The sequence below is a fragment of the Pseudomonas putida genome, from assembly GCF_001976065.1.
In the GTDB taxonomy this organism is placed as follows: domain Bacteria; phylum Pseudomonadota; class Gammaproteobacteria; order Pseudomonadales; family Pseudomonadaceae; genus Aquipseudomonas; species Aquipseudomonas serbica.
The window spans coordinates 679,165-701,787 of sequence record NZ_MNAH01000002.1; the positions used below are offsets into that span (position 1 = coordinate 679,165).

Sequence of the window (22,623 nt, forward strand, 5' to 3'; positions counted from 1 at the left end):
CCTGTTATTGATCCGCGGCACCCGCGTGGCCACGATCGGGTTTGCTCTCGTCCCCTTCGGGATAAAGAGGCTGCGACACGGAGCATTCGGCGCCGACCACGTCCTGTTCCGGGTGACGACCGAAGATCATCGCCAGGGTGCCGCTGACCGCAATCAAGCCGGCGCCGATCATCAACGACACATCCATCAGCGTGCCCCAGATCAGGCTCGACAGCAGGAACGCCCAGATCAGCCCGGTGTACTCGAACGGCGCCAGCACGGTTGCAGTGGCGCGCTGGAAACTGGCGAACAGCAGGAACTGGCCGATGCCGCCCATCAGCCCGGCGCCGAGCATGCCCAGCCAGGCCGGAACGGGTGCCGGGGTGTGGGTCCAGGGCAATGCCAGCGCCATGCAAATGACAAACACTACATTGGTGATCAGCATCTGTTCCAGCACCGAGGTCTGCTCGTCCACCTGGCGCAACTGGATATAGGTGAAGGCCCAGCACATGGCGGCCAGCAGGGTCAGTACGATCGGCAACGGATCGGCCATGTCGCTGGGGCGACAGGCAATCACCACGCCGATGAAACCGACGATCAGGGTGAACCACTGCCAGCCGTTGACGCGTTCCTTGAGAATCGCCGTCGCCAGTACCGTGACCATGATCGGTGCCGAGAAATACAGGGTGGTCATCTCCGCCAGGGTCAGGTCGCGGGCTGCCGTGTAGTACAGCAGCCACGCCGCGATCGACAGCAGGCCGCGCACCACCAGCAGCCGCCGACTGGACGAGCGCCAGGCGCGACGCACCAGTTGCAGGCGGCCGATCAGCAAACAGGCGAGCACCACCACCAGGGCGCGCCAGAACAGGATGGTGAACACCGAATAATCGGCCACCAGCCACTTGATGCCGGCATCCTGCAAGGACAGGAACGCATAGCCCAGGGTGCACAGGCCAATGCCTTGCAAGGAGCGGTCAACCAATGGCCTGTTGTTCATCATGCAGACCTGCGCACCGGGGTGCCACGGCGTTCGGCGAAGGCGAACAGCGCCTCGATCAGGAACGTCAGGCACACGTAGACACCGGCCACCAGCAGCAACGGCTCGTACACTTGCAGGGTTTGCGCGCGCACCACGTTGGCCGCGCCCAACAGGTCGATCACTGCGATGGTCGAGGCCAGGGCCGTGGATTTGAGCAGCATCACGGTTTCTCCGGCCAGGGTCGGCAACAGTAGGCGCAGCGCCCGGGGCAATCGCACCCGCAACAGGGCCTGGCGCGGGGTCATGCCAAACGCCGATGCCGCTTCCATTTCACCTTTGGGCACCGCCAACAGGCCGCCACGGATCACTTCGCCGACATAGGCCCCCACCGACACCACCAGGGCGAACACGATGTACCAGTAGCCGTCACGCAGGTAAGGCCAGAGGAAGCTGCCGCGAATCAGCGGGAACTGCGCAAACAGACTGCCCAGGCCGTAGTAGAAAATGTAGATCTGGATCAGCAAGGGGGTACCGCGGGTGACGCTGGTGTAGAACAGGCTGACCTTGGCGATGACCTTGTTCTTCGAGATGCGCGCCAGTGCCACCAGCACCGCCAGGACAAAACCAAACACACTGGCAATCACCAGGATCGCAAGGGTCGTCTGCAGCCCCCGGAGTAACAGCGATGCGTATTCAACTATCCACGCTGGAATCATTTCGTTCTCTCTGCCGGTTCAGTCAGCAAGGGGCATCCAGCGACGAATGCGTCGCTCGAGCCGGCCCGACAGGTAGTTGGACGCCAGGGTCACCGCGTAATACAGCGCCGCGGCCGTGAGGTAGAACAACAGGTAATGACGCGTCGAGCCCGCCCCTTGCCGGGCGGTGTACAGCAGTTCGTTGGTGCCGACCACGCTGATCAGCGCGCTGTCCTTGATCAGGTTGATCCACAGGTTGGCCATCCCCGCCATCGCATACGGCGCCATGATCGGCAGCGTGACGCGGCGGAACAGGCCGAAACCGTGCAGGCCGAAGGCTTTCGCCGCTTCGATCTGGCCGAAGGGAATAGCCTGGATCGCCGCCCGGAAAATCTCCGAGGCGTACGCGCCCTGCACCAGGCCCAGCACCACGATCGCCGCCAGCGGACCGCTGACGTTCACCGCGTCGTAACCCAGGGTTGCCATCAGCGAGTTGAGCAACATGGAGCCGACGTAGTACAGCAACAGGATCAGCAGCAGCTCCGGCACCGCGCGAAACAGGGTGGTGTAGCCGCGAGCCAGCGCCGCGACCGGTCTTGGCCCGCCCAACTTGAGGCAGGCCACCACCAGGCCGATGCCCAGCCCGACCACGAAGGCCCCGGCGGAAATCTGCAGGGTCATCAAGAGCCCTTTCAGCAACGCCGTGCCCCATCCTTGCTCGCTGAAATTGATCAAATCGAACATTGCTGGCATTTCACACTCCATCAACGACCATGAAAATACTGCCAAACCCTTGTAGGAGCTGGCTTGCCAGCGAAGCTTCTGGCGGCCTCAAGGGCCCCTTCGCCGGCAAGCCGGCTCCTACAGGATTTGTGCCGGGGTCAGAACGCCGGCTTCACGCTGGTCCCGAAGTAGCTCTGGGACAGCTCGTCATAGTCCTTGCTCGCCAGCAGTTCCTGGATCGCCTTGTCGAGCTTGGCCTTGAGCTCGGTATCGTCCTTGCGCAGCCCGGCGCCTACGCCCTTGCCGAAGATCGGGTCGTAGGGAACGGTGCCGAGGTAGGCCAGGTCCTTGGCATCGGGGGTCTTGACGAAGGCCGCCATGGCGGTGCCGTCGGCCATCATCAGGTCGAGGCGACCAGCAATCAGGTCGGCGTTGGCCGAGTCCTGGGTGTCGTAGTACTTCACGTCAGCGATTTTTTCGTAGTAGGTCTTCAGGTAGCTGGCGCTGACCGTGGAGTTCTGCACGCCGATGGTCTTCCCCTTGAGGTCATCCGGGTATTTTTTCACCGAAGTGTCCTTGGGCCCGACCACGGCGATCGCCGAGTCGTAGTACGCCTTGCTGAAGGCAATCTGTTTTTCCCGCTCCTGGGTCACCGACATCGAGGAAAAAATCACGTCGATCTTCTTTGCCAGCAACGACGGAATGATCCCGTCCCAGGCCACTTCCTTGATCTCGCACTCGGCTTTCATTTCGCTGCACAGCTTGTGGATCAGGTCCACTTCAAAGCCTTTCCATTCGCCGTTGGCCTGTTTCTCGGTGTACGGCGGATAGGGTTCGGCCGCGACCGCGAAGCGGATCGGCTGCGCTTGGGCCGCGCTCATGCCAGCCAGCAATACGCAGGCTGCGCCGGTCAACCAGTGTGCAAAACGTCGATTTCCCATGTTGTTTTCCCGTCTTTTTATTGGTGTTAGCGAGTTTGATGAGCGTTGACGAATTGCCGGCAACGCTCGCTGCGTGGGTGTACGAACACTTCGTCCGGCGAACCGGTTTCCTCGATCAGGCCTTGATGCAAGAAAGCGACCTTGGATGAGACATCGCGGGCGAAGGCCATTTCATGGGTCACCAGGATCATGGTCCGGCCTTCTTCGGCGAGAGAGCGGATCACCCGCAGCACTTCCCCGACCAGTTCCGGGTCGAGTGCCGAGGTGGGTTCATCGAACAGCATGACCTTGGGCCGCATGGCCAGGGCCCGGGCGATGGCCACCCGTTGTTGCTGTCCCCCGGAGAGAAACGCCGGGTATTCGTTGCGCTTGGCCGCAAGGCCCACCCGTTCGAGCAAGGCTTCGGCACGTTCGGTGGCCTCCGCTTTGCTCTCGCGAAGGACTTGGGTCGGCGCTTCGATCAGGTTTTCCAGCACCGTGCGATGGGGCCAGAGGTTGAAGTTCTGGAACACCATGCCCAGGCTCGAGCGGATGCGCACCAGTTGTTTGGCGTCGGCTACCAGCGGTGCGCCGGGGCGGGTGTGGTTCAGGTGAATGCTTTCGCCGTCCACCAGGATGCGCCCCTGGTCCGGCACTTCGAGCATGTTGATGCAGCGCAGCAAGGTGCTTTTGCCCGAGCCGCTGGCGCCGATCAGCGAGATCACCTCGCCTTCGCGGGCCGTCAGGGACACGCCCTTGAGCACCTCGATGTTGCCGAAGCGTTTGTGCAGGCGATCGACTTCGATCATGGTTCGCGCAGTGACCGGCTCCCTGACCGGTTCGCTCGACACACGGCTGATCACAGGCTTGGGTGCTGGCGCTTTCAACGCCTGGACAAAATCGCGGATACGCTGGGAGGTCTTGGCCAACAGCAGGGATTGGGCATGCGCGACCAGGTCAGGATCAGCGACGATCCAAGCCATGGGCCAGTCGGCCATCGGCTGGGATTTCGCCAGGCTACCGATCACCATGCAACGCTCGGCCATGCCCGGCACTGCCAAGAGACCCAGGTGCGGGTGCTCCAGCGTCAGGTCGTCATGGGCCTCGTCGATCACCACCCGCAACTCATGGGCGATGGCGAGTGTGGCGATGGTTTTCAATGCTTCAACGTTGCGCTTCGGGCCGGACAGGAAAATCGCCCGCGTACGCGAGGTCATTGCCTTGGCCAGTGCTGCGCCATCTGCCGAGACCACCGGCACCAGCGTGGCGCCGCAGGCCTTGAGCGACGCCTCGCTGGTTGGGTGCATCGAATCGAGGACGATCATCTCGTCGCCTGCAGCGAGCAGGCACATCGACGCGACGAACAAGGCATCCTGTGCCCCGGCCAGCGTGATCACGTTCGCGGCGTTCAGTTCACGGTCCAGCAGTTTGCCGTAGTGCTCGGCAAGTGCCTCGCGCAAGGCCAGTCGTTCGGTCGATTCGCGGTTGTGGGTGTCACCTTCAGCTGGCACATCAAGATCGGCGTCGGTGATGAAATCGGCGGCGGGAAAATCCGCGGTGCCGACATGGGGCGTCCGCTCAACAAAGGGTGAAAACCGCATGCCAGTGCCTCGTTCAATATGAAGAAACGCAAGCCCGCAACCAGCCGGGGGAGTAGGTGGAACGAACATAGTCCAAGCTGAACACTCGTTCAACAGAAAACTGTCGAAGGTTCGCGTTCAGCGTAAACAGGTCGTTTTTGCGACAGTCACGACGTTTTTGCGATTCGGCCAGCCAGGCCATGCAGAAGGCATCCGGACGTCTATGCTGCTGTAATGTCCTTTGGTTGGAAAACGCCCAATGCAATCAGGTACATCCACACGGATGCGGTATTGCCGACTACTGGTGTTAGGCGTAGCGGCCCTCGGCGGTTGCGTTCGGCTGGGTCCGGACTTCCAGCCGCCCGCCGAGCCGTGGGTCGACCGCTGGAACACCCCGGCCCTTGAACACGCCAGCCAACGTGCGCAATACCCGGATATCCGCCAGTGGTGGCAGATCTTCGCCGACCCGGTGCTCGACCGTTTGATTGCCGAATCGGACGCGCACAATTCCAGCTTGAAGATCGCCGGCCTGCGCGTGATGGAAGCCCGCGCGCAGTTGGGCATCGCCGAAAGCGGGCGCTACCCGCAGCTGCAACAGGTCACCGCAGACAGCGTTTACATCGATCGTCATCAATCCGGCGGCGACAACCCGGTGGACAGCCACTTGTGGCAGCACAGCGCGGGGTTCGATGTCGGGTGGGAACTGGATTTCTGGGGGCGCTTCAGCCGTGCCATCGAGGCCGCCGATGCCAGCTATTTCGCGTCTGAAGCCAACTACGACGACGTGCTGGTCCTGCTGCGGGCGCAAGTCGCCGACAGCTATTTTTTCCTGCGCACCACCGAGGCACGCCTGCGCGTGGCCAATGCCAACGCCAAGCAGCAATATCGCAACTATGAGATCACCGAAAAACTGTTCAACAGCGGCCAGACCGCCGAACTCGATCTGCAACAAGCCAAGACCCAATACCTGGGCACGTTGAGCACCATCCCCCTGCTGGAAGATCAGCTCTATCGCACCCGCAATGCGTTGGCTGTGCTGATCGGCCAGCCACCCGGTGCGCTGCCACTGGTGGTCGACAATACCCAGTTGATCCCGCTGGTCGATCGTGCCGTCCTGCAGGATGTCCCGGCCAACCTGCTGCTGCGCCGCCCGGATGTGCGCGCCGCGGAGCTGAATGTGGCGGCGCAGGGGGCGCTGGTCGGGGTGGCCGAAACCGATTACTACCCGGCCCTGACGTTGCTGGGCAGCATCGTCTGGTCCACCGACTCCTTGAGCGGAACCTCGCGCAGCCTCGACCTGATTGGTGGGCCGAGCCTGCGCTGGAACGTGTTCGACTATGGCCGCATCAGCAATAACGTGCGCGTGCAGGATGCGCGTTTGCAGCAATTGATCGAAGCCTATCGCGACAAGGTGCGCCAGGCCGCGCGCGAGGCGGATGACGCCGCCAACGGTCTGACCCGTTCCCTGCAACGCGAACGCATCCTGCGCGAGGCCGAAAGCGCCGCGCAACGCTCGCTGGCCCTGGCCAACACGCTGTACCGCGAAGGGTATTCGGACTTCCAGCGGGTGCTGGATGCCCAGCGCGCGCTGCTCGAACTCCAGGACAATTACCTGGTCAGCCGTGGCGATGCGGTGAGCAATGTGATTGCCCTGTACAAGGCGTTGGGCGGCGGTTGGTACAGCGACCAGCCCAAGGTCGATTCCGCCACGCGCCAGCAAATGGAACAACGCACTGACTGGGGCGACCTGCTCAAAGACCCGACCGCTGAGCAGCCCGCCTCCCCCTTGCCCACTCAGGTGAAAAAACCATGACTGAAGCCGCGCCCTCCCCCCAGCCAGCGCAGCCTGCCGCCGACCCTGCAAAAAAAGGCATCAAGTGGGTGTTACTGCTGATCGTTTTCAGCCTGGCCTGGTATTTGTTGGCTGATCGTTTCACGCCATACACCCAACAAGCGCGGGTAGGTGCGTTCGTGATTCCAGTGGCGGCGGAAGTGGCGGGCCGGGTAATCCGCGTCAACGTGCGCAATAACCAGGACGTGAAGGCCGGTGAGGTGATTTTCGAGGTCGACCCGCAGCCCTACCAGATCGCCGTTGACCGGGCACGAGCCGACCTGGAATCGACCCGCCGACAGATCGGCGCCAGCACCGCCGGTATCGCCTCGGCGCAAGCCAGTCTGCGCGCGGCACAAGCCAACGAGCTCAAGGCGAAGCAGGATAACCAGCGGCTGGAAGGCTTGTACCGTGAAGACCCCGGGACCGTTTCCGTGCGCTTGCTGGAGGTTTCCCGCGCCAGCCGCGACGCGGCCACCAGCCAGGTCGCCGCGGCCCGCGCCGAAGTCCAGCGCGCGAAGGAACAGGAAGGCGGCAAAGAGGAAGACAACGCCCTGCTGCGCAGTGCCGCCACCGCCCTGTCGAAAGCCGAACTGGATCTGTCCAACACGCAGATTCGCGCCCGTTCGGCCGGGTTGATCACCGACCTGCGCACCGACGTCGGCCAATTTGCCGCGGCCGGTAACCCGGTCATGACCCTGATCGCGATCCACGATGTCTGGATCAGCGCCGACATGACCGAGAACAACCTCGCCCTGGTCAGGCCCGAGACCCCGGTGTCCATTGCCCTCGATGCGTTGCCCGGCGAAGTCTTCCAGGGCCGGGTGCGCAGCGTCGGCTACGGCGTCAGCGTCGGCACTCCGGCTGCGCCCGGCAGCCTGCCCACGGTGCAGAACAGCCGCGACTGGCTGCGCCCGGCCCAGCGTTTTCCGGTGATCATCGAGTTCTCGGCCGAATCCCTGTCGATGCTCAAGGACAACCGCGCCATCCGTTCCGGTGGCCAGGCTGAAGTCATGGCCTTCCCTGCCGAAGGCAACGTACTGAACCCGCTGGGCCGGTTGTTCCTGTGGCTGATGAGCTGGCTGTCGTATGCCTACTAAACGCACGCCGAGGGTGCAGCGCGCGCTGCGCCTGGCCAGTGGCACGGCACTGTGCCTGGCGGTGAGTTTTGGCCTGGGGATGCCCATCCCGTTTCTGGCGCCGGTGCTGGGGGCATTGCTCTTGGTCAGCATCAATCGTCCGCTGCCCTTCAAGGCCACCCTGGTGCTGGCACTGACCGCCATGCTGACCACCGGCATCGGCCTGCTGTTGATCCCGCTGCTGCGTTACTACGCGCTCAGCGGCGTGCTGCTGATCGGCCTGTGCCTGCTGATGGTCTTTCGCTACGGCCAACGTGGCGGCAACAACCTGGTAGTCACCTTCCTGGTGATCGGCCTGACCATGATCCCCGCCGCCGGGGTTGCCGACTTCGGCCTGGCGGCAACCGTGATCAAGGCGTTGACCAGTGGCCTGCTCCTGGCGGTGCTGATCGGCCGGGTCAGTCACTGGCTGTTTCCCGAACCCGTCGATGCCCCGCCACCCCCGCCCGCCCCGACGTTGTCGGCGAGTGATGTCGATCGGGTGGCTCTGCGGGCAACCTTGATCGTGATGCCAACGTTTTTACTGGCCCTGATCGACCCCGCCAGCTACATGCCCATCGTGCTCAAGGCCGTAAGCCTGGGCCAGCAGAGCTCCACCACCAACGCCCGCGACGCCGCCCGCGAGCTGATTGGCTCGACCTTGCTCGGCGGCCTGTTGGCGATTGCGTTCTGGAGCGCGCTGACGGTCTTTGTGCACCTGTGGATGTTCTTCCTGTGGATGCTGCTGTTCGCCCTGATCCTGGCGCGCAAGCTCTATGGCCTGAGCCCGGGCCGGTTGAGTCCCGGCTTCTGGCTTAACACCTTGGTCACCCTGATTATCCTGCTGGGGCAATCGGTGCAGGACAGCCTGGCAGGCAAGGACGTCTACACCGCGTTTGCGGTGAGGATGGGGCTGTTCATCGCCGTGACGTTGTATGCCTGCCTGATGGTGCATTTGCTGGATCAGCGGCAAAACGCCAGCCTCGCAGCTACTGGTCCATCATGATCAAGGATTAACCTGATACCCCTTGCCCTGCAGGCAACTGGTATAGGCCGTCGAAGTGGTCGCGGCGTTGGTCTTCTCCTGCTCACGGCGATCCTGGCGCTGGCGCGAGCCGCCGACCACGACACCGGCCGCGGCCGTTTCCTTGGCGCGGTCCTGCCGGTAGTCCTGCTTCCTGTCGTCATCGACATTGTCATAGAACTCGTCATGCTGACGCCCGCGCACCTGGGCCCCGGCCGCACCGGCCGCAGCCCCCACGGCGGCGCCCTTGACCCGCCCACCCGAGGGTGTCGAGGTGGTCGAGGCACTGCTGGCGGCAATGCTGTTGCATTCGTTGATATCCAGTTGAGTCTGTTGCGAAGTCTGGCCCTTCAGCGGTACTACCGTCTGGGCCCAGCCCTGGGCGCTGAACAACGACAATGCGAGGCACAGGCCGATGGGTGACAACCTTTTCATGATGATCTCCTGATGGGCGTGATTTCACCCTCAAAGAGTGTAGTTCAGCCCTCCTCGCCTACCTCGATGACCAGACGGTTGTCGATCCAGCGCACCGGCACAGCCTCCAGCCTCGCACCTTTACACGGCCCGTCGATACAGTGCCCGTCTTCAAATCGAAACATCGCGCTGTGATGTGCGCACATCAGCACCTGGCCGCGATAGGTGCAGAATTCCTGGGGGTGATAGTCCAGCGGCACGGAAAAGTGCGGACAGCGGTTGATATACACCCACACCTGCTCGCCCTGGCGCACCGCAACCAGGCCGGCGGGATGCAACTGTTGATGCTGCGGCAGGCCCAGGGCGCCGCCGTCGGCGATGTCTTCGCGTTGGCACAAGGTGATGAGGGTCATGGTCAGCCACGCAGTTCCGGGTTGCCGAGGCTCCAGTGCCAGGGGCGTATCTGGATGCTCGAGAACAGCCCGGCCTGGACGTAGGGATCGTCCTCGATGAAGGCTTCTACTTCCGCCAGGCTGCCGGCTTCGATGACCAGCAGCGTGCCGTTCATCGCCGCGCCGGCGTCATCGAGGGTTGGGCCACCCAGGCGTACCACCACCCGGTGGGTATCGGTTGCCCGCAGATGCGCCTGGTGGCTGGGCCGCAGGCGCTGGCGCAAGGCCTGGGACTGCGGGTGGTCGGTGGCGAATACCGCAAAGAACTGGCCCATGGTTCACCCGGCTTCCATGACGAATTCGTAACACGCCCGCTTGAATGGCAACGGCATGCCCAGCCGTGCGGACACTTCATCGTGAGCGGCGCGGTCTTCATAGATCACCTGCAACGATTGCTTCACACCGAACACCGCGTCGGACCCCAGGTACGGATCGTCGTGATTGAACAGGTGGGTCACCAGTTTGCGGTACCCCGGCACTTCGATCATGAAATGCAGGTGCGCCGGCCGCCAGGCATGCCGGTTGGCGGCGTCGAGCATGCGTCCCACCGGGCCATCGGTGGGGATCGGATAGGCCACCGGGACAATCGTGCGGATTGCAAAGCAACCGTCGGCGTCGGTGCGATATCGACCGCGCAGGTTGCCGAACGGCTGTTCGCTGTCCTGGCCGGAATACATGCCGTTTTCGGCGGTCTGCCAGACGTCCAGCACCGCGCCGGCCAAGGCATTGCCCTGGGTATCGACCACCCGTCCGCGCACCAGCGCCGTCTCGCCCGGGGTGAAGGCCATGTTCTCGCCGAACGCGCGCTCGGGCATGCCTTCGATATAGAACGGCCCGAACACCGTGGTTTCGGTGGCGGTTGCGCTGTGTCGATGGTTGATCGCGTCGACCAGCATCGACACGCCCAGGGTGTCCGAGAGCAGGATGAACTCCTGGCGTACCAGGCCATCGCACGTGTGGCCGGTGTCGGTCAGGAAGCGGATGCCTTCGAGCCACTCCTGTTCGGTCAACTCAACCTCACTGACGAAAGCGTGCAGGTGCCGGACCAGGCTTTGCATGATCTGTTTGTAGCGCGCATCCGGCGCGTCGGCGAAGCTGTTCACCGCCTGCTCGGAGATGAGCTTTTCGATGGTTTTGTCTTGATCGGTCATTGTTCTTGTTCCGACATGGGCTGGCTGCGCTGCTCGGGTCAGGCTGGCGCCTGGCCATTCATGGCACGGGTCAGCAGTGCTTCGATCGGGCCTTGTTCAAACGGCCGTGGATTGTAATAAGGGCTGGCACAGGCGATTTTTGCCGCCTCGGCCGGCCCGTTTGGCGGCAGGCCGATGTCCGCCAGGGCCAATGGAATACCCAGCTTCTGGTTGAGTGCATACAACAATGGGCCCACCTCGCTGGCCTGGCTACCACCCAAGGCGCGTGCGGCGCGTTGCAACGGCTCGGCGGCGGCTTCGCGGTTGTAATGCGCGGCATGGGGCAACACGATGGCGTGGGCCTGGGCGTGGGGCAGATTGAAGGTGCCGCCCAGGGTGTGGCAAAGCTTGTGGTGCAAGGCCATGCCCACCGAGCCCAGGCAAATGCCCGCCAGCCACGCGCCGTACAACGCCTGGCTGCGAGCCTGCGCATCGTTGGGGTCATTGACCACCCCCGGCAAGGCCTGGGCCAGCGAGCGAATCGATTCCTCGGCCATGAAGCCGATGATCGGGTTGGCGTCCTCGGCGTACAGCGCTTCCACCGCGTGGGCCATGGCGTTCATGCCCGAACAGGCGGAGATCTGCGCCGGCAGGGTCAAGGTCAATTGCGGGTCGTAGATGACGGTTTTCGGCAACACCCGTGGATCACGCCCGGTTTTCTTCAGGCGATTTTCGGTCAGCCCGTAGATCGGCGTCATCTCGGAGCCGGCGTAAGTGGTCGGCACCGCCACGATCGGCAACCCCGACTCCATGGCAATCGCCTTGCCCAGGCCAATGGTCGAACCACCGCCGATAGCCACGCAGCAATCGGCATCCAGGTGCGCCGCTTCGACGCGCGCCGCTTGTGCCACTTCCAGCGGCACATGCATCACCGCGTGCGGGTACACGCCTGCGGCGCGATCGCCGAGCAACGCCGCGACGCGTTCGCCCAGGCCGTGTTGTTCCGGGGTGGTGAGGATCAGCGCCCGGCGAGCGCCCAGACGCTCGATTTCTTCGGCCAGTGCCGAGAGCTTGCCCCAGCCGAACACCACGCGGGTCGGCAGGCTTTGGTAGACAAAAGGATTCATGACCGGCCTCAGCGCTTGAAATGTGGCGCGATTGTCGCGTCGACGTTGACCCACACCGAGCGTGCTTCGGTGTAGTCGTGGATCGCTTCGAAACCCATTTCCCGGCCATAACCGGATTGACCGACGCCGCCGAACGGGCTGCCCGGACTGACGCGTTTGTAGCAGTTGATCCAGCACATGCCGGCATGGATGGCGTCGGCCATTTTGTGCGCCCGGCTCAGGTTCTGCGTCCACAGGCCGCTGCCCAGGCCGTACTCAGTGCTGTTGGCGATGGCCAGCGCTTCTTCGTCGGTGCGAAAGCGCACGACGGTGACGAAGGGACCGAAGACTTCTTCCTGGCAGACCCGGTCACCCGGCTTGGCCTCGACCACGGTGGGTTCGACATAAAAACCCCTGGCCAGCGCCGGGTCGTCGGGTGCCTTGCCGCCGGCGAGGACCTTGCCGCCCTGCTCGATGGCGATGTCGATGTAGGCCAGGACGCGGTCGCGGTGCAGGGCCGAGGTCAGCGGGCCCATCTCGGTTTGCGGGTCCATCGGGTCACCGAGGCGGATCGATTTGGCCAGGGCGATGAAACGTTCGAGGAACTGCTCGGCAATGTCTTCATGCAGAATCAGCCGCGAGCCGGCAATGCACGCCTGACCCTGGTTGTGGAAGATCGCCCAGGCAGCGCCGTTGGCCGCCGCTTCCAGGTTGGCGTCCTCAAACACGATGTTCGCCCCTTTGCCACCCAGCTCCAACTGGATGCGCTTGAGGTTGCCTTTCGAGGCTTCGACAATCCGCCGGCCGGTGGCGGTCGAGCCGGTAAAGGCAATCTTGCCGACGTCGAGGTGTTCCGCCAGCGCCTGGCCCGCGGTATGGCCGTAGCCCGGCACCACGTTGACCACGCCCTTGGGGAAGCCGACTTCGGTCATCAGCTCGACAATGCGCAAGGTCGACAGCGGGGTGATTTCCGAGGGCTTGATGACGACGGTGTTCCCTGCTGCCAGGGCCGGGCCCATTTTCCAGCTGGTGAACATCAGCGGGAAATTCCACGGCACGATCTGCCCGACCACACCGATCGGCTTGCGCTGCACGTAATTGAGGAAGCCGGCTTCAACAGGGATCACCGCGCCTTCGATCTTGTCGGCCATGCCGCCGAAATAGCGGAAACAGGCGGCGGTGCGCGGGACATCGAGGCCACGGGAGTCGCGGATCGGGTGCCCGGTGTCGAGGGATTCGAGCTGCGCCAGTTCTTCGCTGCATTCTTCAATCTTGTCCGCCAGCTTGAGTAACAGGCGTCCGCGCTCGGCAGCACCCAGCGCCGACCAGGCCGGAAACGCCCGTTTGGCGGCGGCCACCGCGAGGTCGATGTCAGCGGCTTCGGCGGCGGCGATGCGGGTGATCAATGAGCCGTCGTGGGGCGACACGACGTCGATGGTGCCGCCGGCGAGCGCGTCGATGAAGCGGCCATCGATATAGAGCTGATTTTGCATAATGGTTTCCTCGCACCGCGCCTTAGGCGCAGTGTCTGACTGGATGGCTGAGTGCGTGGCCCGACGCGATGCCGGGCCAGGCACGAGGGCTTAGAATTCGATCGGGTACGGCGTGAGCTCGCCGCTTTCATAGCGTTGCGGCAGGTTCGGCGTGGCGTTTTCCCAGACCAGCAGCATCGAGCGCTTGGTCGAATAGCCCTGGTGGCGAATGTCGGCGGGCATGGCGCAGATGTCGCCGGCACGCATGGTGATACGCGCACGGGGGTTGCCGTCGTCCTTGTCGCCGACATCCCAGATGATCTCGTCCGACAGCTGCAGGAACCACTCGATGCGGTCATTGCCATGGAACACCGGCAGGATGAATTCTTCGGTGGTCGGGCAGAACAGGCTGGCCTTGCACACCGAGGTCACCGACGGGTTCCAGGTCACGTCGGAGCGCGACAGGTACTTGTGCAGGTTGAAGGCATGCAACTGGCCTTCGAAACCTTCCGCCGCGTGGATCTCCGGCTCGTCCTGGGGCACATCGATGAACTGGCGGTTGACCGGCAGATCGTTGCGCAGCGGCGAATCGTCCGGCAGGCCGGGCATGCGCTTGGTGGCGATGCGAAAGCGCTCGATGGCTTCGATGTTGTTGCCGTTCTTGCGACCGAAGGCGCTGCCGGTTTCTTCAGGGGCGGCAAAGGGGTCGAAAGTGGCGTTGGTCCAGTCGCGCAGGATCGCCTTGAACGTCGCCATGATCAGCGGCGTTTCGAAGTTTTCCGTGTAGTTGACGCCTGCCGCCTTTAGCGTGCCATTGAAGGTGCCAGCGTACAGGTCGACCTTGCCGTAGTAGTTGCGGGTGCCGATGACGTGGTCGAAGTTGACCCAACCGTAGAAAAAGCCCCAGGCCACGTCGCGCATCAAGGCCCGCAGGAACGCATCCACCGGAATCAAGTGCGAACGGGTCTGGCCTTTGGCGGGCCAGGTGATACGGGCAAAATACTCGTCGCGCGACAGTTCGAACGCGCCAAGTTTGAAGGCGCGATAGCCGGTCACGGGATGGGCAGCACCGGCCTGGACGTCTTCATCGGCAAACAGTGGAGTTGGGACAGTGGTTTCAAGCATGGCCATGGCGGGGTTCCTCTTGTTTTTGTGGGCGGGGGACGGCTGGGCAGATCACTTCAGGCAGATGTCGGCCCACTTCTCGACCGACAACGGGCCCTTGATCGTCTGCTGCAGGATCACGCCCGGGCGACTGGCTTCGAAGCGATAGGCCGTGCCCACTGGCAGCAGGCACTGGTGGCCGCGCTTGAGCAGGACGTAACCCATGGGTTTGCCCGCCGGCACGTCACCGGCCAGTTGCGTGCCCTCGCCTGCCATCAATGGCGCATCGAGCTTGAGGAAATCCACCCGCACTTCACCGTCCATGACGATGGCGAACTCGTCGTGCGCGGCCGTGTACCAGGGCGACTGGCCTTCGGCGCGCAGGGTTTCGATGACGTAGCCGAGGTTGAGGCCCACCACGACTTTTTCATAAGGCCGGGATTGTTCGGCCACCTCGAACACGTTGGAAAACGCGTAGTGACTGGCCTGGCCGCTGATGATCTCGACCGAGCCCTTGGTGTAGTTCTCCAACGAGCCGAAGACCGTTTCGATTGCCGCGCTACTCATGGTTTTCACCGTTTTGTTGTTGTAGTAACAGTGGGGCAACAGTACGTCTGTGCCCTTGCTGGAACAATTAGAGAGTCGGCGACAACAGTGTTCGCGAAACGCAAACACCGGGGTCACTGCAATCTTTGTAGGAGCGAGCCTGCTCGCGAAGCAGGTCAGCCAACATTCCCGTCGAATGAAAAAACCCATTCGCGAGCAGGCTCGCTGCCACAGGTTTTTGTGTGTTGACTCAGCGCACCCAGCCGCGCTCGAGCAAGGGCTTGTCCCAGCATGGCTCATCGCCAAAGTTTTCCACCAGGAAGTCGATCAACGTACGGACTTTCAAGGCCCGGCGCTGGGTGGCGGGATACACCGCGGAGAAATTGAAGGAAGACAACGCGTACTCGGGCAACACTGGAATCAACCGGCCGCTGAGCAGGTCGTCACTGGCCACCAGCGTCGGCAGGCAGACAATGCACACGCCCGTCTGCGCGTAATCGCGCAGCAGATGCACAGAGTTTGAGCGCACCTGACCGGGCAGGCTCAGTTCCACCTGCTCCTCTTCGCCGTTGAACAGCCAGCGGTTGCGCGACGGATAGCCCTCATACAGGGCGATCTTGTGTTGCAGCAATTGCTGGGGATGGGTCGGCACGCCGAACTCGCTGGCGTAATCGGGCGACATGCAGAACAGCCGGCGAACGCTGAACAATTTGCGTTCGATCAGGGTTTCCGCCATCGGCGGGAACATCTGGAACGCCACATCAAAGCCTTCCTCGATCGGGTCCACCACCCGGTCATTGACGATGACGTCCACCTCAATGTCCGGGTACAGCCGCGTGAACTCGGCCAGCATGCGGCCGAAATGGCCGATGGCAAATCCGGGCAGCATCTGCACCCGCAGCTTGCCGGTGGGTTTGGCGCGCAGTTCGCGCATGTGTTCGGTCAACGAGTTGAAACTCGCGACCATGTCCGCGCATTCCTTGTAGTACGTCTCTCCGACCTCGGAGAGCCGTACATGGCGGGTGCTGCGATGGAACAGCGGCGCATTGATGAACTGCTCCAGCTGCTGGATGCGGTGGGTGATGACCGAGCGGGTCACGCCCAGTTGCTGGGCCGCCCTGGCGAAGTTGCCGGTTTCGGCAACCCGCACGAAGGCTTCGACACTGAGTAAACGATCCATGGGGCAGGTTCCTGGGGAGTGCCATTCATTGTAGAACCTGTAGGAACCGGCTTGCTGGCGATGATCAGCGATTGAGCCAGGGATAACGCGCTGTGTCCTGGCTGCCATAATCAGGGTCCAGGTAGATGAAGCAGCGCTGGATCTTGAAATCACGGATCTCGAACACATCGGCCCAGTAGCCCGCGCCCGCCGCTGACGGCACGCCCGCACGCCAATGGCCATCGACGTGTTCACCATAACTGGTGCCTTCGCAGACCAGCGTGTCGGTGCCGGTGAGAATCCAGTTGAAGTGTGCGTAGTCGTGGGTGATCGACTTCAAGCGGCTGCCCAGATCCCCGAACATTTGGCCGATCTGGTCCCGCCCGGTGGCCAGTCCCCACTTGGGAAACAGAACCTGGGCATCCTCGGCGAACAGCTCGAGAATGCTCCCGCCGGTGGAGGTAACGCCGCCGTTGTCGAAGGCCTTGAGGTATTCCAGGGCGACTGATTTGCGTTGTTCGTCGGTCATTGTCAGGGTACTGATCATGGTTGTCTCCGCGGTACTTTAGGGTGGCTGTCAGTGCAGCGACTTGATGTAGGTGATGATCTTCTGCCGCTTGGCCGGGTCGTCCTGGGAATAGACCATGGCACTGCCCGGCGCCACGCTCTGGGCATCGGTCAGCCAGGCGTCGAGCGTTTGCTCATCCCAGACCTTGCCGGACATGGCTTTGGTATACCCATCGCTGTAGGTGAAGTTGCTCTCGCTGGCTGCCTTGCGCCCCAGCAGCCCGAACAGGTTCGGCCCCTGCCCTGGCGGTCCGCCCTTGTCGAAGGTGTGGCAGACCGCGCAGTGGTTGGTCGCCAGTTTCTGTGCCGCTGCCAGGTCATCGGCCAAAGCGCTGCCGATGAGGCCAAGGCCTGCCGCCAACACCCATAGCGCCGGGGCTCGCAGGAAAAAGTTGAAGTGCGTCATATCGTCGTTCTCGTGCAGTCGAGGGTTAAGCCGTCATCAGCTGCGGCTCGGTTCCTTGTGCGCCTGGTTTGCCGCGCGATAGGCAAAGGCGATGATCGGTCCCAGCGTCGAGCCACCGGCCCAGTAGGCGCGACCGGAAGCCGACGCCACGCAGTTGCCGACGCCATACAAACCCGGGATCGGTGCATTGGCGTTGTTCAAGACTTGGCCGACCGAGTTGGTTTTCGGCCCGCCCTTGGTGTCGAGGTTGCCGCCGGTGATCAACGCCGCGTAGTAAGGACCTTTCGCGGCCAGCGGATACATCGTCAGGTTGCCGCTGCGGTCGGGTTTGACCGGGCCGGTGAACACGCCCTGGATCACCAGCTCGCCGCGATGGAAATCGAGGTCCTTGCCCGTCTTCGCCAACTCGTTGAAACGCTTGAGCGTGGCTTTCAGGTTCAGGTTGAAATCCGCGCTGAGCTTCATCCCGCCAATATCGGCGGCGTGCTTATCCAGACGTTCGGCGATGTTCTTCGCCAGCTCTTCCAGGGTTTCGCCCTTGACCACATGGCGGTCGTTACCGCCCTTGGGCACGATCGGCGAGCCGTATTCGTCGCTGCTGCAGAAGTCCTGGGCGCGCTGGTCCCAGATCGAGAACATCACCAGGTTCGGGTATTCGGCCTTGTCGCCGTCCCACTGGAAGAAGGTCGGGACCAGCTCGTTGTAGACGGTCTTTTCGTTGACGACGCGTTTGCCGTACTTGTTCACCATCAGCATCGAATCGCCGTTCATGGTGAAGATGCCGGACATCGAACCGTCCTTGGCCAGGGCTTTTTCCAGCAGGATCGGACACGACCAGGCGTAGTTCATGTTGCGCAACTGCACCCCCAGCTCACTGGAGATGCGGATGAAATCACCTTCGTTGGTCAGCGCCGCGCAACCGCCGTAGACCGGGGCGTTGAGGAAGTTGCGCCGCAGCTCCGCATCGTGGGTGAAACCGCCCGTGGCGAAGATCACCGCCTTGCGCGCCTTGACCCGCTGCAGCGTGCCCTCTTCGGTTTCGACTTCGACACCGACCGCTTCACCTTTACCGTTGAGGATCACTTTCACTACCCGTTCGCCGGTTCGGATTTGCACACCGTCGCGCTTGGCGGCAGCGGTCAGCGTACGAATCGCCACGCGACCGCCGTCCGACATGCTTGGCCGGGCTTCCTTGGGCACCAGTACCCGGCCTTTCTTGGCCTTGTCTTCGGGCAACTCGGCCCAATAGTCCGGCACGTCCGGGCAATGGCGGTATGGCAACGCGTCGCGTTCGGCCAGCAGTTCGGCCGCTGGCGAAGCGCTCTCGTAGATGGCTTCGCACATCTCGTATTCCCAATCCGACAGACCGAGTTTGGGCAACGAGGCGTCGTAGGATTGCGGGCGAGTCAGGCGCGCGACATAACGCAGGTAGTCGGCTTTATCGTCGACGATGCCCGCGTCACGCATCGGCTTGTTGTTCGGCACCCAGTACCAGAACGCCGCTTTCGCCGCGGTGCCGCCGGGGCTGCCGGCCTTTTCCAGAATGACCACATCGTTGCCCAGCCAGCGCGAGAACAACGCGGTCGGCAAACCGCTGCCGCCACCACCGACCACGACGATGTCGTGTTCCCGGTCAAAGGGCAGTTCGTCGCTGGCCATGGCCCGTGCCGCGACGCCGGACAAGGCGGCGACAGCCGTACCGGCGGCGCCGGCCTTGATGAAGTTGCGGCGCGACAGTGCAAGTTTTTGCTGTTCTTCGTTCAATTTTTATTCTCCGGATTGAGTAGCGGCGACACAGGCCAGTCAGCGCACGTTGCGTGACTCACCAGTAATGCCAGAGCTGCACAAACAAGCCGTCGGTGACGGTGGTGTTGCGTCCTTTCACGCCCTTGGAATAGTGGATGGACACCTGGTCCCACATTTTCTGGGCGAACACTTTCTGTACGCCCGGCTTGAGCTGGAACAGCACACCGGCGCCGAGCGCGGTTTCGTTGGATTCAGAGAACGCGATGGCGTCGTTGTTGCGATCATCGGAGCTGAAGGTTTTCTGGTAGTCGACACTGACGAAGGGCGTGACCTGGTAGGTCGGGCGATCGACGATGTTGTAGCCCAGGCGCAGGTTGGCGTGGCCGGTGTCGCCAGGTTCGGTGTGGTGCGGGCCATCGCCACGCAGGATCGCGCCTACCAGCAGGTCGATGTTCACCTTGCCCAGCCACTCGTTGTAGAACAGCGAAGGCCACAAGGCGTAGGTGTCGCTGCTGACTGAGTCCGCGCCAGTCGGCAGTTGCACGTAGGCTTGCGCGCCGATGGTGCGCAGCGGCGTCGGGTTGTACCAGACCAGGCCGCCGACCAAGGGATCGCCCAACCCGCTGACCCGCGTGCCGTTGCCGCGAACCGCAATCTCCGGGAGGGTGATGCTGGCGATGAAGCCGGTATTGGGCAGGCCGTCCATCTTCCAGTAGTGCAACAACGACGTCAGGCCAACGTAGGTCTCGGTGTTGCTGCCGGCGACCTTGTTGCCGTGATCGTCAAAGCGTTTACGGTCATCGTTGTATTCAAACTCCTGGCCCACGGAGTTGTAAGGCTCGGTGAAATCCGAACTGAACTGGAAGCTTTGCGGCCGGTTGCTGGCATAAGGAATGCCCGAGGCTTGCGCCGTGGCGGGAAACAAAATGCCAGCCCCCAGAACGGGAGCGAACAGGGTCGCAGCGCAACCCCATGCACGAATACTCATACCTGCCTTCCTTATTGTTATAGGAGCCAATCCCCCGAAGGGGCGTAAGGCCGAAAGCAAGGTATGACGTCTTGATGAGCCCTGGCTGGAGCTCCACCGGATCGTTGGCCGATCCTGGTGTTCGGCGAGATGGAGGCTACAAGCCCGCCACTGCACCAACAATTCCATTCTCGGCGACTTCAGTGTTTGCGTATTCAGAACAATGCTGCGGGGGTTGAACTGTAGGAGCCGGCTTGCCGGCGAAGGCGTCAGGTCAGCCAGCATCGATGTAGCATGTGCCGGTCCCTTCGCTGGCGAGCCAGCTCCTACAGGTTTTGTGGGGTCATTTAGTCAGCGGGTAAAGCTGTTCGTCGAACTGTGACAGTTTAGGAAACAGCAAGGGTTGGTCGTCGCTCAGGTGTTGCAGGCGCTGGTGGTAGTCGGCAAGGAATTCTTTGCGCGCCTCATCGCTGATGTACGGCACATGCCACGCTACAAACGGTTCCAGCACGTCGAATCCGACGTAAGCCAGGGTGCCACGCAAAAGCGGCCGCAGCATGTCCTCCAACGGACCGTGGATCGCCTCTTCTCCGAACATGTGCTCGCGGCCACCCAAGGTTACGGTGACCAACGCCTTCTTGCCGGCCAAGCCACCCTGGTCATAGAAACGCTTGCCGCCATAGCAAATCCCGGACACCAGCACCCGATCAATCCAGCCCTTGAGCATCGCCGGGGTGGAGAACCAGAAGATCGGGAAGTTGAGGATCAGCAGGTCCGCCCACAGCAGCTTGTCCAGTTCGCCCTGGATGTCCGCCGCCAGGGACTGGCTTTTCACGCCCAGGCGTTGTTCCAGGGCATAGACCAGGTACTCGGGGTTTTCCCGCGAGGAGAAGTCATCGGCGCTGGCCACCGGGTTCCAGTTCATCTTGTACAGGTCGCTGACCTGCACTTCGTGGCCTTGGGCTTCAAGGGTGGCAATGGCCTGGTCGCGCAAGGCGGCGGTGAACGATTGTGGCTCCGGGTGAGCGTGGACGATCAGTACTTTCATGAGGATTCCTTAGACTTTTTCCAGCGTAGGGTTTGAATTCGGGGTGGCGCGGCTGGCCAGCAGGCGGTCGAGCCAGTCGGGGTCCATTTGTGGTTCGGAGGAAAACAGCAGTCCGGTGTAGTCCTGGTGCGGCGGGGTGAAAATAGCACTGCGCGAGCCATGATCCACCACCCTGCCCCGTTGCATCACCAGCACTTCGTCGGCGATCGCCCGCACAGTGGCGACATCATGGGTGATGAACAGGTAGGCCACACCGAGCTGTTGCTGAATGCGGTTGAGCAGCTTGAGCACGCCTTCGGCTACCAGCTGGTCGAGGGCCGAGGTGACTTCGTCACAGATGATCAGCTGCGGATCGGCGGCCAGTGCCCGGGCGATGCAGATCCGCTGTTTCTGCCCACCGGACAATTCACGGGGCTGGCGCTCCATGAAGGTCGCAGGATCCAGTTCGATCATCTCCAACAGCTCGGCCACCCGTGCACGCATGGCCTTGCCCTTGAGCCCTAGATAGAAGGTCAGCGGCCGGCCGATGATGTCGACGATGCGCTGGCGTGGGTTCAGCGCCGTGTCGGGGATCTGATAAATCATCTGGATGCGCCGCAGTTGCTCCTTGCTGCGTTGGCGGAAGTCCGCTGGCAGCGGTTGGCCGTCATACAGCACCTCGCCGTAAGTGGGCGGTAGCAAGCCGGTAATCAGGCGCGCGGTGGAGCTTTTGCCACTGCCGGATTCGCCGATCACCGCCAGGGTCTGGCCACGGTACAACTTCAACGAAACGTCGTGCAGCACCGGTTGATGGCCGTAGCTGGCGCAAGCGTTGCGCAATTCCAGCAGCGGCTTCTCCTGCTGCGGCAATGCCTTGGGTTCGGTGCGGAAACTGCGCACCGCCCACAGCGACTTGGTGTAGTCCTCCTGCGGATCGCCGAGCATCTTGCGGGTTTCGGCCTCCTCTACCAGTTTACCGTGGCGCAGCACCATGATGCGGTCGGCCATCTGCGCCACCACCGCGAGGTCGTGGCTGATGTAGATCGCCGCACTGCCGTAGGTCTTCACCGCATCGCGAATCGCTGCCAGCACCTCGATCTGGGTCGTGACGTCGAGGGCGGTGGTCGGTTCGTCGAAGATGATCAGGTCCGGATGACAGGCCATCGCCATGGCGGTCATGACTCGCTGCAACTGGCCGCCGGAGACCTGGTGCGGGTAACGCTGGCCGATCTGTTCGGGGTTGGGCAAGCGCAGCACGCGATACAACTCCACCGCCTCGCGCATGGCCTGTTCACGGCTGATACCACCGTTTTTCACCGCCGTCTCGACATGTTGATCGATCAGGCGATGGGCCGGGTTGAACGAGGCTGCCGCACTTTGTGCGACGTAGGCGATGCGTAAACCGCGCAACTTGCGCAGGGCTTCGGGTTTGGCCTTGAGCAGGTCGATGCCGTCGAAATGCACGGTGCCACCGGTAATCTTGCAGCCGTCGCGGGTATAACCCATGGCGGACAGGCCGAGGGTCGACTTGCCCGCCCCGGACTCACCGATCAGCCCCAGTACCTCGCCGCGCTGCAGGGTCAGGTCGATGCCCTTGATCAATGGATGCCAGGCGTCTTCGTAATGGCCTTCGATGTGCAGGTTGCGGATTTCCAGCAAAGGTTGGGATGTCGTCATG

At 62.6% G+C, this 22,623-nt stretch carries 23 protein-coding genes; 3 read left to right on the forward strand and 20 right to left on the reverse strand.

The window, feature by feature from the left end:
- Positions 1-4: 4 nt before the first annotated feature.
- The 5 genes from BKX96_RS09625 to BKX96_RS33405 form a co-directional block, all read right to left on the reverse strand.
- Positions 5-979 carry a DMT family transporter gene (locus BKX96_RS09625; protein ID WP_077183657.1) on the reverse strand — a complete coding sequence of 325 codons (975 nt, stop codon included), beginning with the start codon at positions 977-979 and terminating at the stop codon, positions 5-7.
- Positions 976-1,674 (reverse strand): ABC transporter permease, encoded by a 699-nt coding sequence (locus tag BKX96_RS09630; RefSeq protein WP_077183659.1) that lies wholly within the window; start codon positions 1,672-1,674, stop codon positions 976-978. The genes BKX96_RS09625 and BKX96_RS09630 overlap by 4 nt, the downstream gene beginning before the upstream one ends.
- Before the next feature lie 18 nt (positions 1,675-1,692).
- On the reverse strand, positions 1,693-2,406 hold the full coding sequence (locus BKX96_RS09635; RefSeq protein WP_046819153.1) for an ABC transporter permease: 714 nt from the start codon (positions 2,404-2,406) through the stop codon (positions 1,693-1,695).
- 128 nt (positions 2,407-2,534) lie between these two features.
- Complete coding sequence (locus tag BKX96_RS09640; RefSeq protein WP_046819152.1) at positions 2,535-3,317, reverse strand: transporter substrate-binding domain-containing protein; 783 nt, start codon at positions 3,315-3,317, stop codon at positions 2,535-2,537.
- Positions 3,318-3,343: 26 nt separating this feature from the next.
- The gene (locus BKX96_RS33405; RefSeq protein WP_077183660.1) at positions 3,344-4,897 is read right to left on the reverse strand and encodes an aminotransferase class I/II-fold pyridoxal phosphate-dependent enzyme; all 1,554 of its coding nucleotides are present in this window, start codon (positions 4,895-4,897) and stop codon (positions 3,344-3,346) included.
- 238 nt (positions 4,898-5,135) lie between these two features.
- On the opposite strand from BKX96_RS33405, the gene BKX96_RS09650 reads away from it, so the two are divergent.
- The 3 genes from BKX96_RS09650 to BKX96_RS09660 are packed head-to-tail and all read left to right on the forward strand — an operon-like array spanning position 5,136 to position 8,831.
- A complete protein-coding gene (locus BKX96_RS09650; protein WP_077183661.1) occupies positions 5,136-6,689 on the forward strand; it encodes an efflux transporter outer membrane subunit in 1,554 nt (517 codons plus the stop codon).
- On the forward strand, positions 6,686-7,807 hold the full coding sequence (locus BKX96_RS09655; protein ID WP_077183662.1) for an HlyD family secretion protein: 1,122 nt from the start codon (positions 6,686-6,688) through the stop codon (positions 7,805-7,807). Before BKX96_RS09650 ends, BKX96_RS09655 begins: the two co-directional genes overlap by 4 nt.
- Positions 7,797-8,831 (forward strand): DUF2955 domain-containing protein, encoded by a 1,035-nt coding sequence (locus tag BKX96_RS09660; RefSeq protein WP_077183663.1) that lies wholly within the window; start codon positions 7,797-7,799, stop codon positions 8,829-8,831. Before BKX96_RS09655 ends, BKX96_RS09660 begins: the two co-directional genes overlap by 11 nt.
- Here the strand turns inward: BKX96_RS09660 and BKX96_RS09665 are convergent, their stop codons facing one another.
- From BKX96_RS09665 to BKX96_RS09735, 15 genes are all read right to left on the reverse strand, one after another.
- Complete coding sequence (locus BKX96_RS09665) at positions 8,832-9,284, reverse strand: YMGG-like glycine zipper-containing protein (protein ID WP_077183664.1); 453 nt, start codon at positions 9,282-9,284, stop codon at positions 8,832-8,834.
- Between the two features lie 44 nt (positions 9,285-9,328).
- Positions 9,329-9,676 carry a Rieske (2Fe-2S) protein gene (locus tag BKX96_RS09670; protein ID WP_077183665.1) on the reverse strand — a complete coding sequence of 116 codons (348 nt, stop codon included), beginning with the start codon at positions 9,674-9,676 and terminating at the stop codon, positions 9,329-9,331.
- A gap of 2 nt (positions 9,677-9,678) precedes the next feature.
- Positions 9,679-9,990, reverse strand: a complete 312-nt coding sequence (locus BKX96_RS09675) for a YciI family protein (RefSeq protein WP_077183666.1) — start codon at positions 9,988-9,990, stop codon at positions 9,679-9,681.
- A gap of 3 nt (positions 9,991-9,993) precedes the next feature.
- Entirely contained in the window at positions 9,994-10,866 is an 873-nt protein-coding gene (locus BKX96_RS09680) for a dioxygenase family protein (protein WP_046819145.1), read from the reverse strand.
- 38 nt (positions 10,867-10,904) lie between these two features.
- Positions 10,905-11,972, reverse strand: coding sequence for a maleylacetate reductase (locus tag BKX96_RS09685; protein WP_077183667.1), 1,068 nt, complete (start codon positions 11,970-11,972; stop codon positions 10,905-10,907).
- An 8-nt stretch (positions 11,973-11,980) separates the two neighbouring features.
- Positions 11,981-13,444 carry an aldehyde dehydrogenase family protein gene (locus BKX96_RS09690; RefSeq protein WP_077183668.1) on the reverse strand — a complete coding sequence of 488 codons (1,464 nt, stop codon included), beginning with the start codon at positions 13,442-13,444 and terminating at the stop codon, positions 11,981-11,983.
- A 90-nt stretch (positions 13,445-13,534) separates the two neighbouring features.
- Positions 13,535-14,554 carry a hydroxyquinol 1,2-dioxygenase gene (locus BKX96_RS09695; RefSeq protein ID WP_077183669.1) on the reverse strand — a complete coding sequence of 340 codons (1,020 nt, stop codon included), beginning with the start codon at positions 14,552-14,554 and terminating at the stop codon, positions 13,535-13,537.
- Between the two features lie 45 nt (positions 14,555-14,599).
- Entirely contained in the window at positions 14,600-15,094 is a 495-nt protein-coding gene (locus BKX96_RS09700) for a cupin domain-containing protein (protein WP_077183670.1), read from the reverse strand.
- A gap of 229 nt (positions 15,095-15,323) precedes the next feature.
- Positions 15,324-16,253 (reverse strand): LysR family transcriptional regulator, encoded by a 930-nt coding sequence (locus BKX96_RS09705; RefSeq protein WP_046819140.1) that lies wholly within the window; start codon positions 16,251-16,253, stop codon positions 15,324-15,326.
- Between the two features lie 64 nt (positions 16,254-16,317).
- Positions 16,318-16,779 (reverse strand): nuclear transport factor 2 family protein, encoded by a 462-nt coding sequence (locus BKX96_RS09710; protein ID WP_046819139.1) that lies wholly within the window; start codon positions 16,777-16,779, stop codon positions 16,318-16,320.
- A 30-nt stretch (positions 16,780-16,809) separates the two neighbouring features.
- Positions 16,810-17,205: a c-type cytochrome gene (locus BKX96_RS09715; protein WP_077183671.1), complete on the reverse strand. Its 396-nt coding sequence runs from the start codon at positions 17,203-17,205 to the stop codon at positions 16,810-16,812.
- 36 nt (positions 17,206-17,241) lie between these two features.
- Complete coding sequence (locus BKX96_RS09720) at positions 17,242-18,969, reverse strand: FAD-dependent oxidoreductase (protein WP_046819138.1); 1,728 nt, start codon at positions 18,967-18,969, stop codon at positions 17,242-17,244.
- A gap of 58 nt (positions 18,970-19,027) precedes the next feature.
- Positions 19,028-19,939, reverse strand: coding sequence for a transporter (locus BKX96_RS09725; protein ID WP_077183672.1), 912 nt, complete (start codon positions 19,937-19,939; stop codon positions 19,028-19,030).
- Between the two features lie 322 nt (positions 19,940-20,261).
- On the reverse strand, positions 20,262-20,966 hold the full coding sequence (locus BKX96_RS09730) for an NAD(P)H-dependent oxidoreductase (RefSeq protein ID WP_046819136.1): 705 nt from the start codon (positions 20,964-20,966) through the stop codon (positions 20,262-20,264).
- Positions 20,967-20,975: 9 nt separating this feature from the next.
- A complete protein-coding gene (locus BKX96_RS09735) occupies positions 20,976-22,622 on the reverse strand; it encodes an ABC transporter ATP-binding protein (protein ID WP_143512408.1) in 1,647 nt (548 codons plus the stop codon).
- Position 22,623 lies beyond the last annotated feature (1 nt).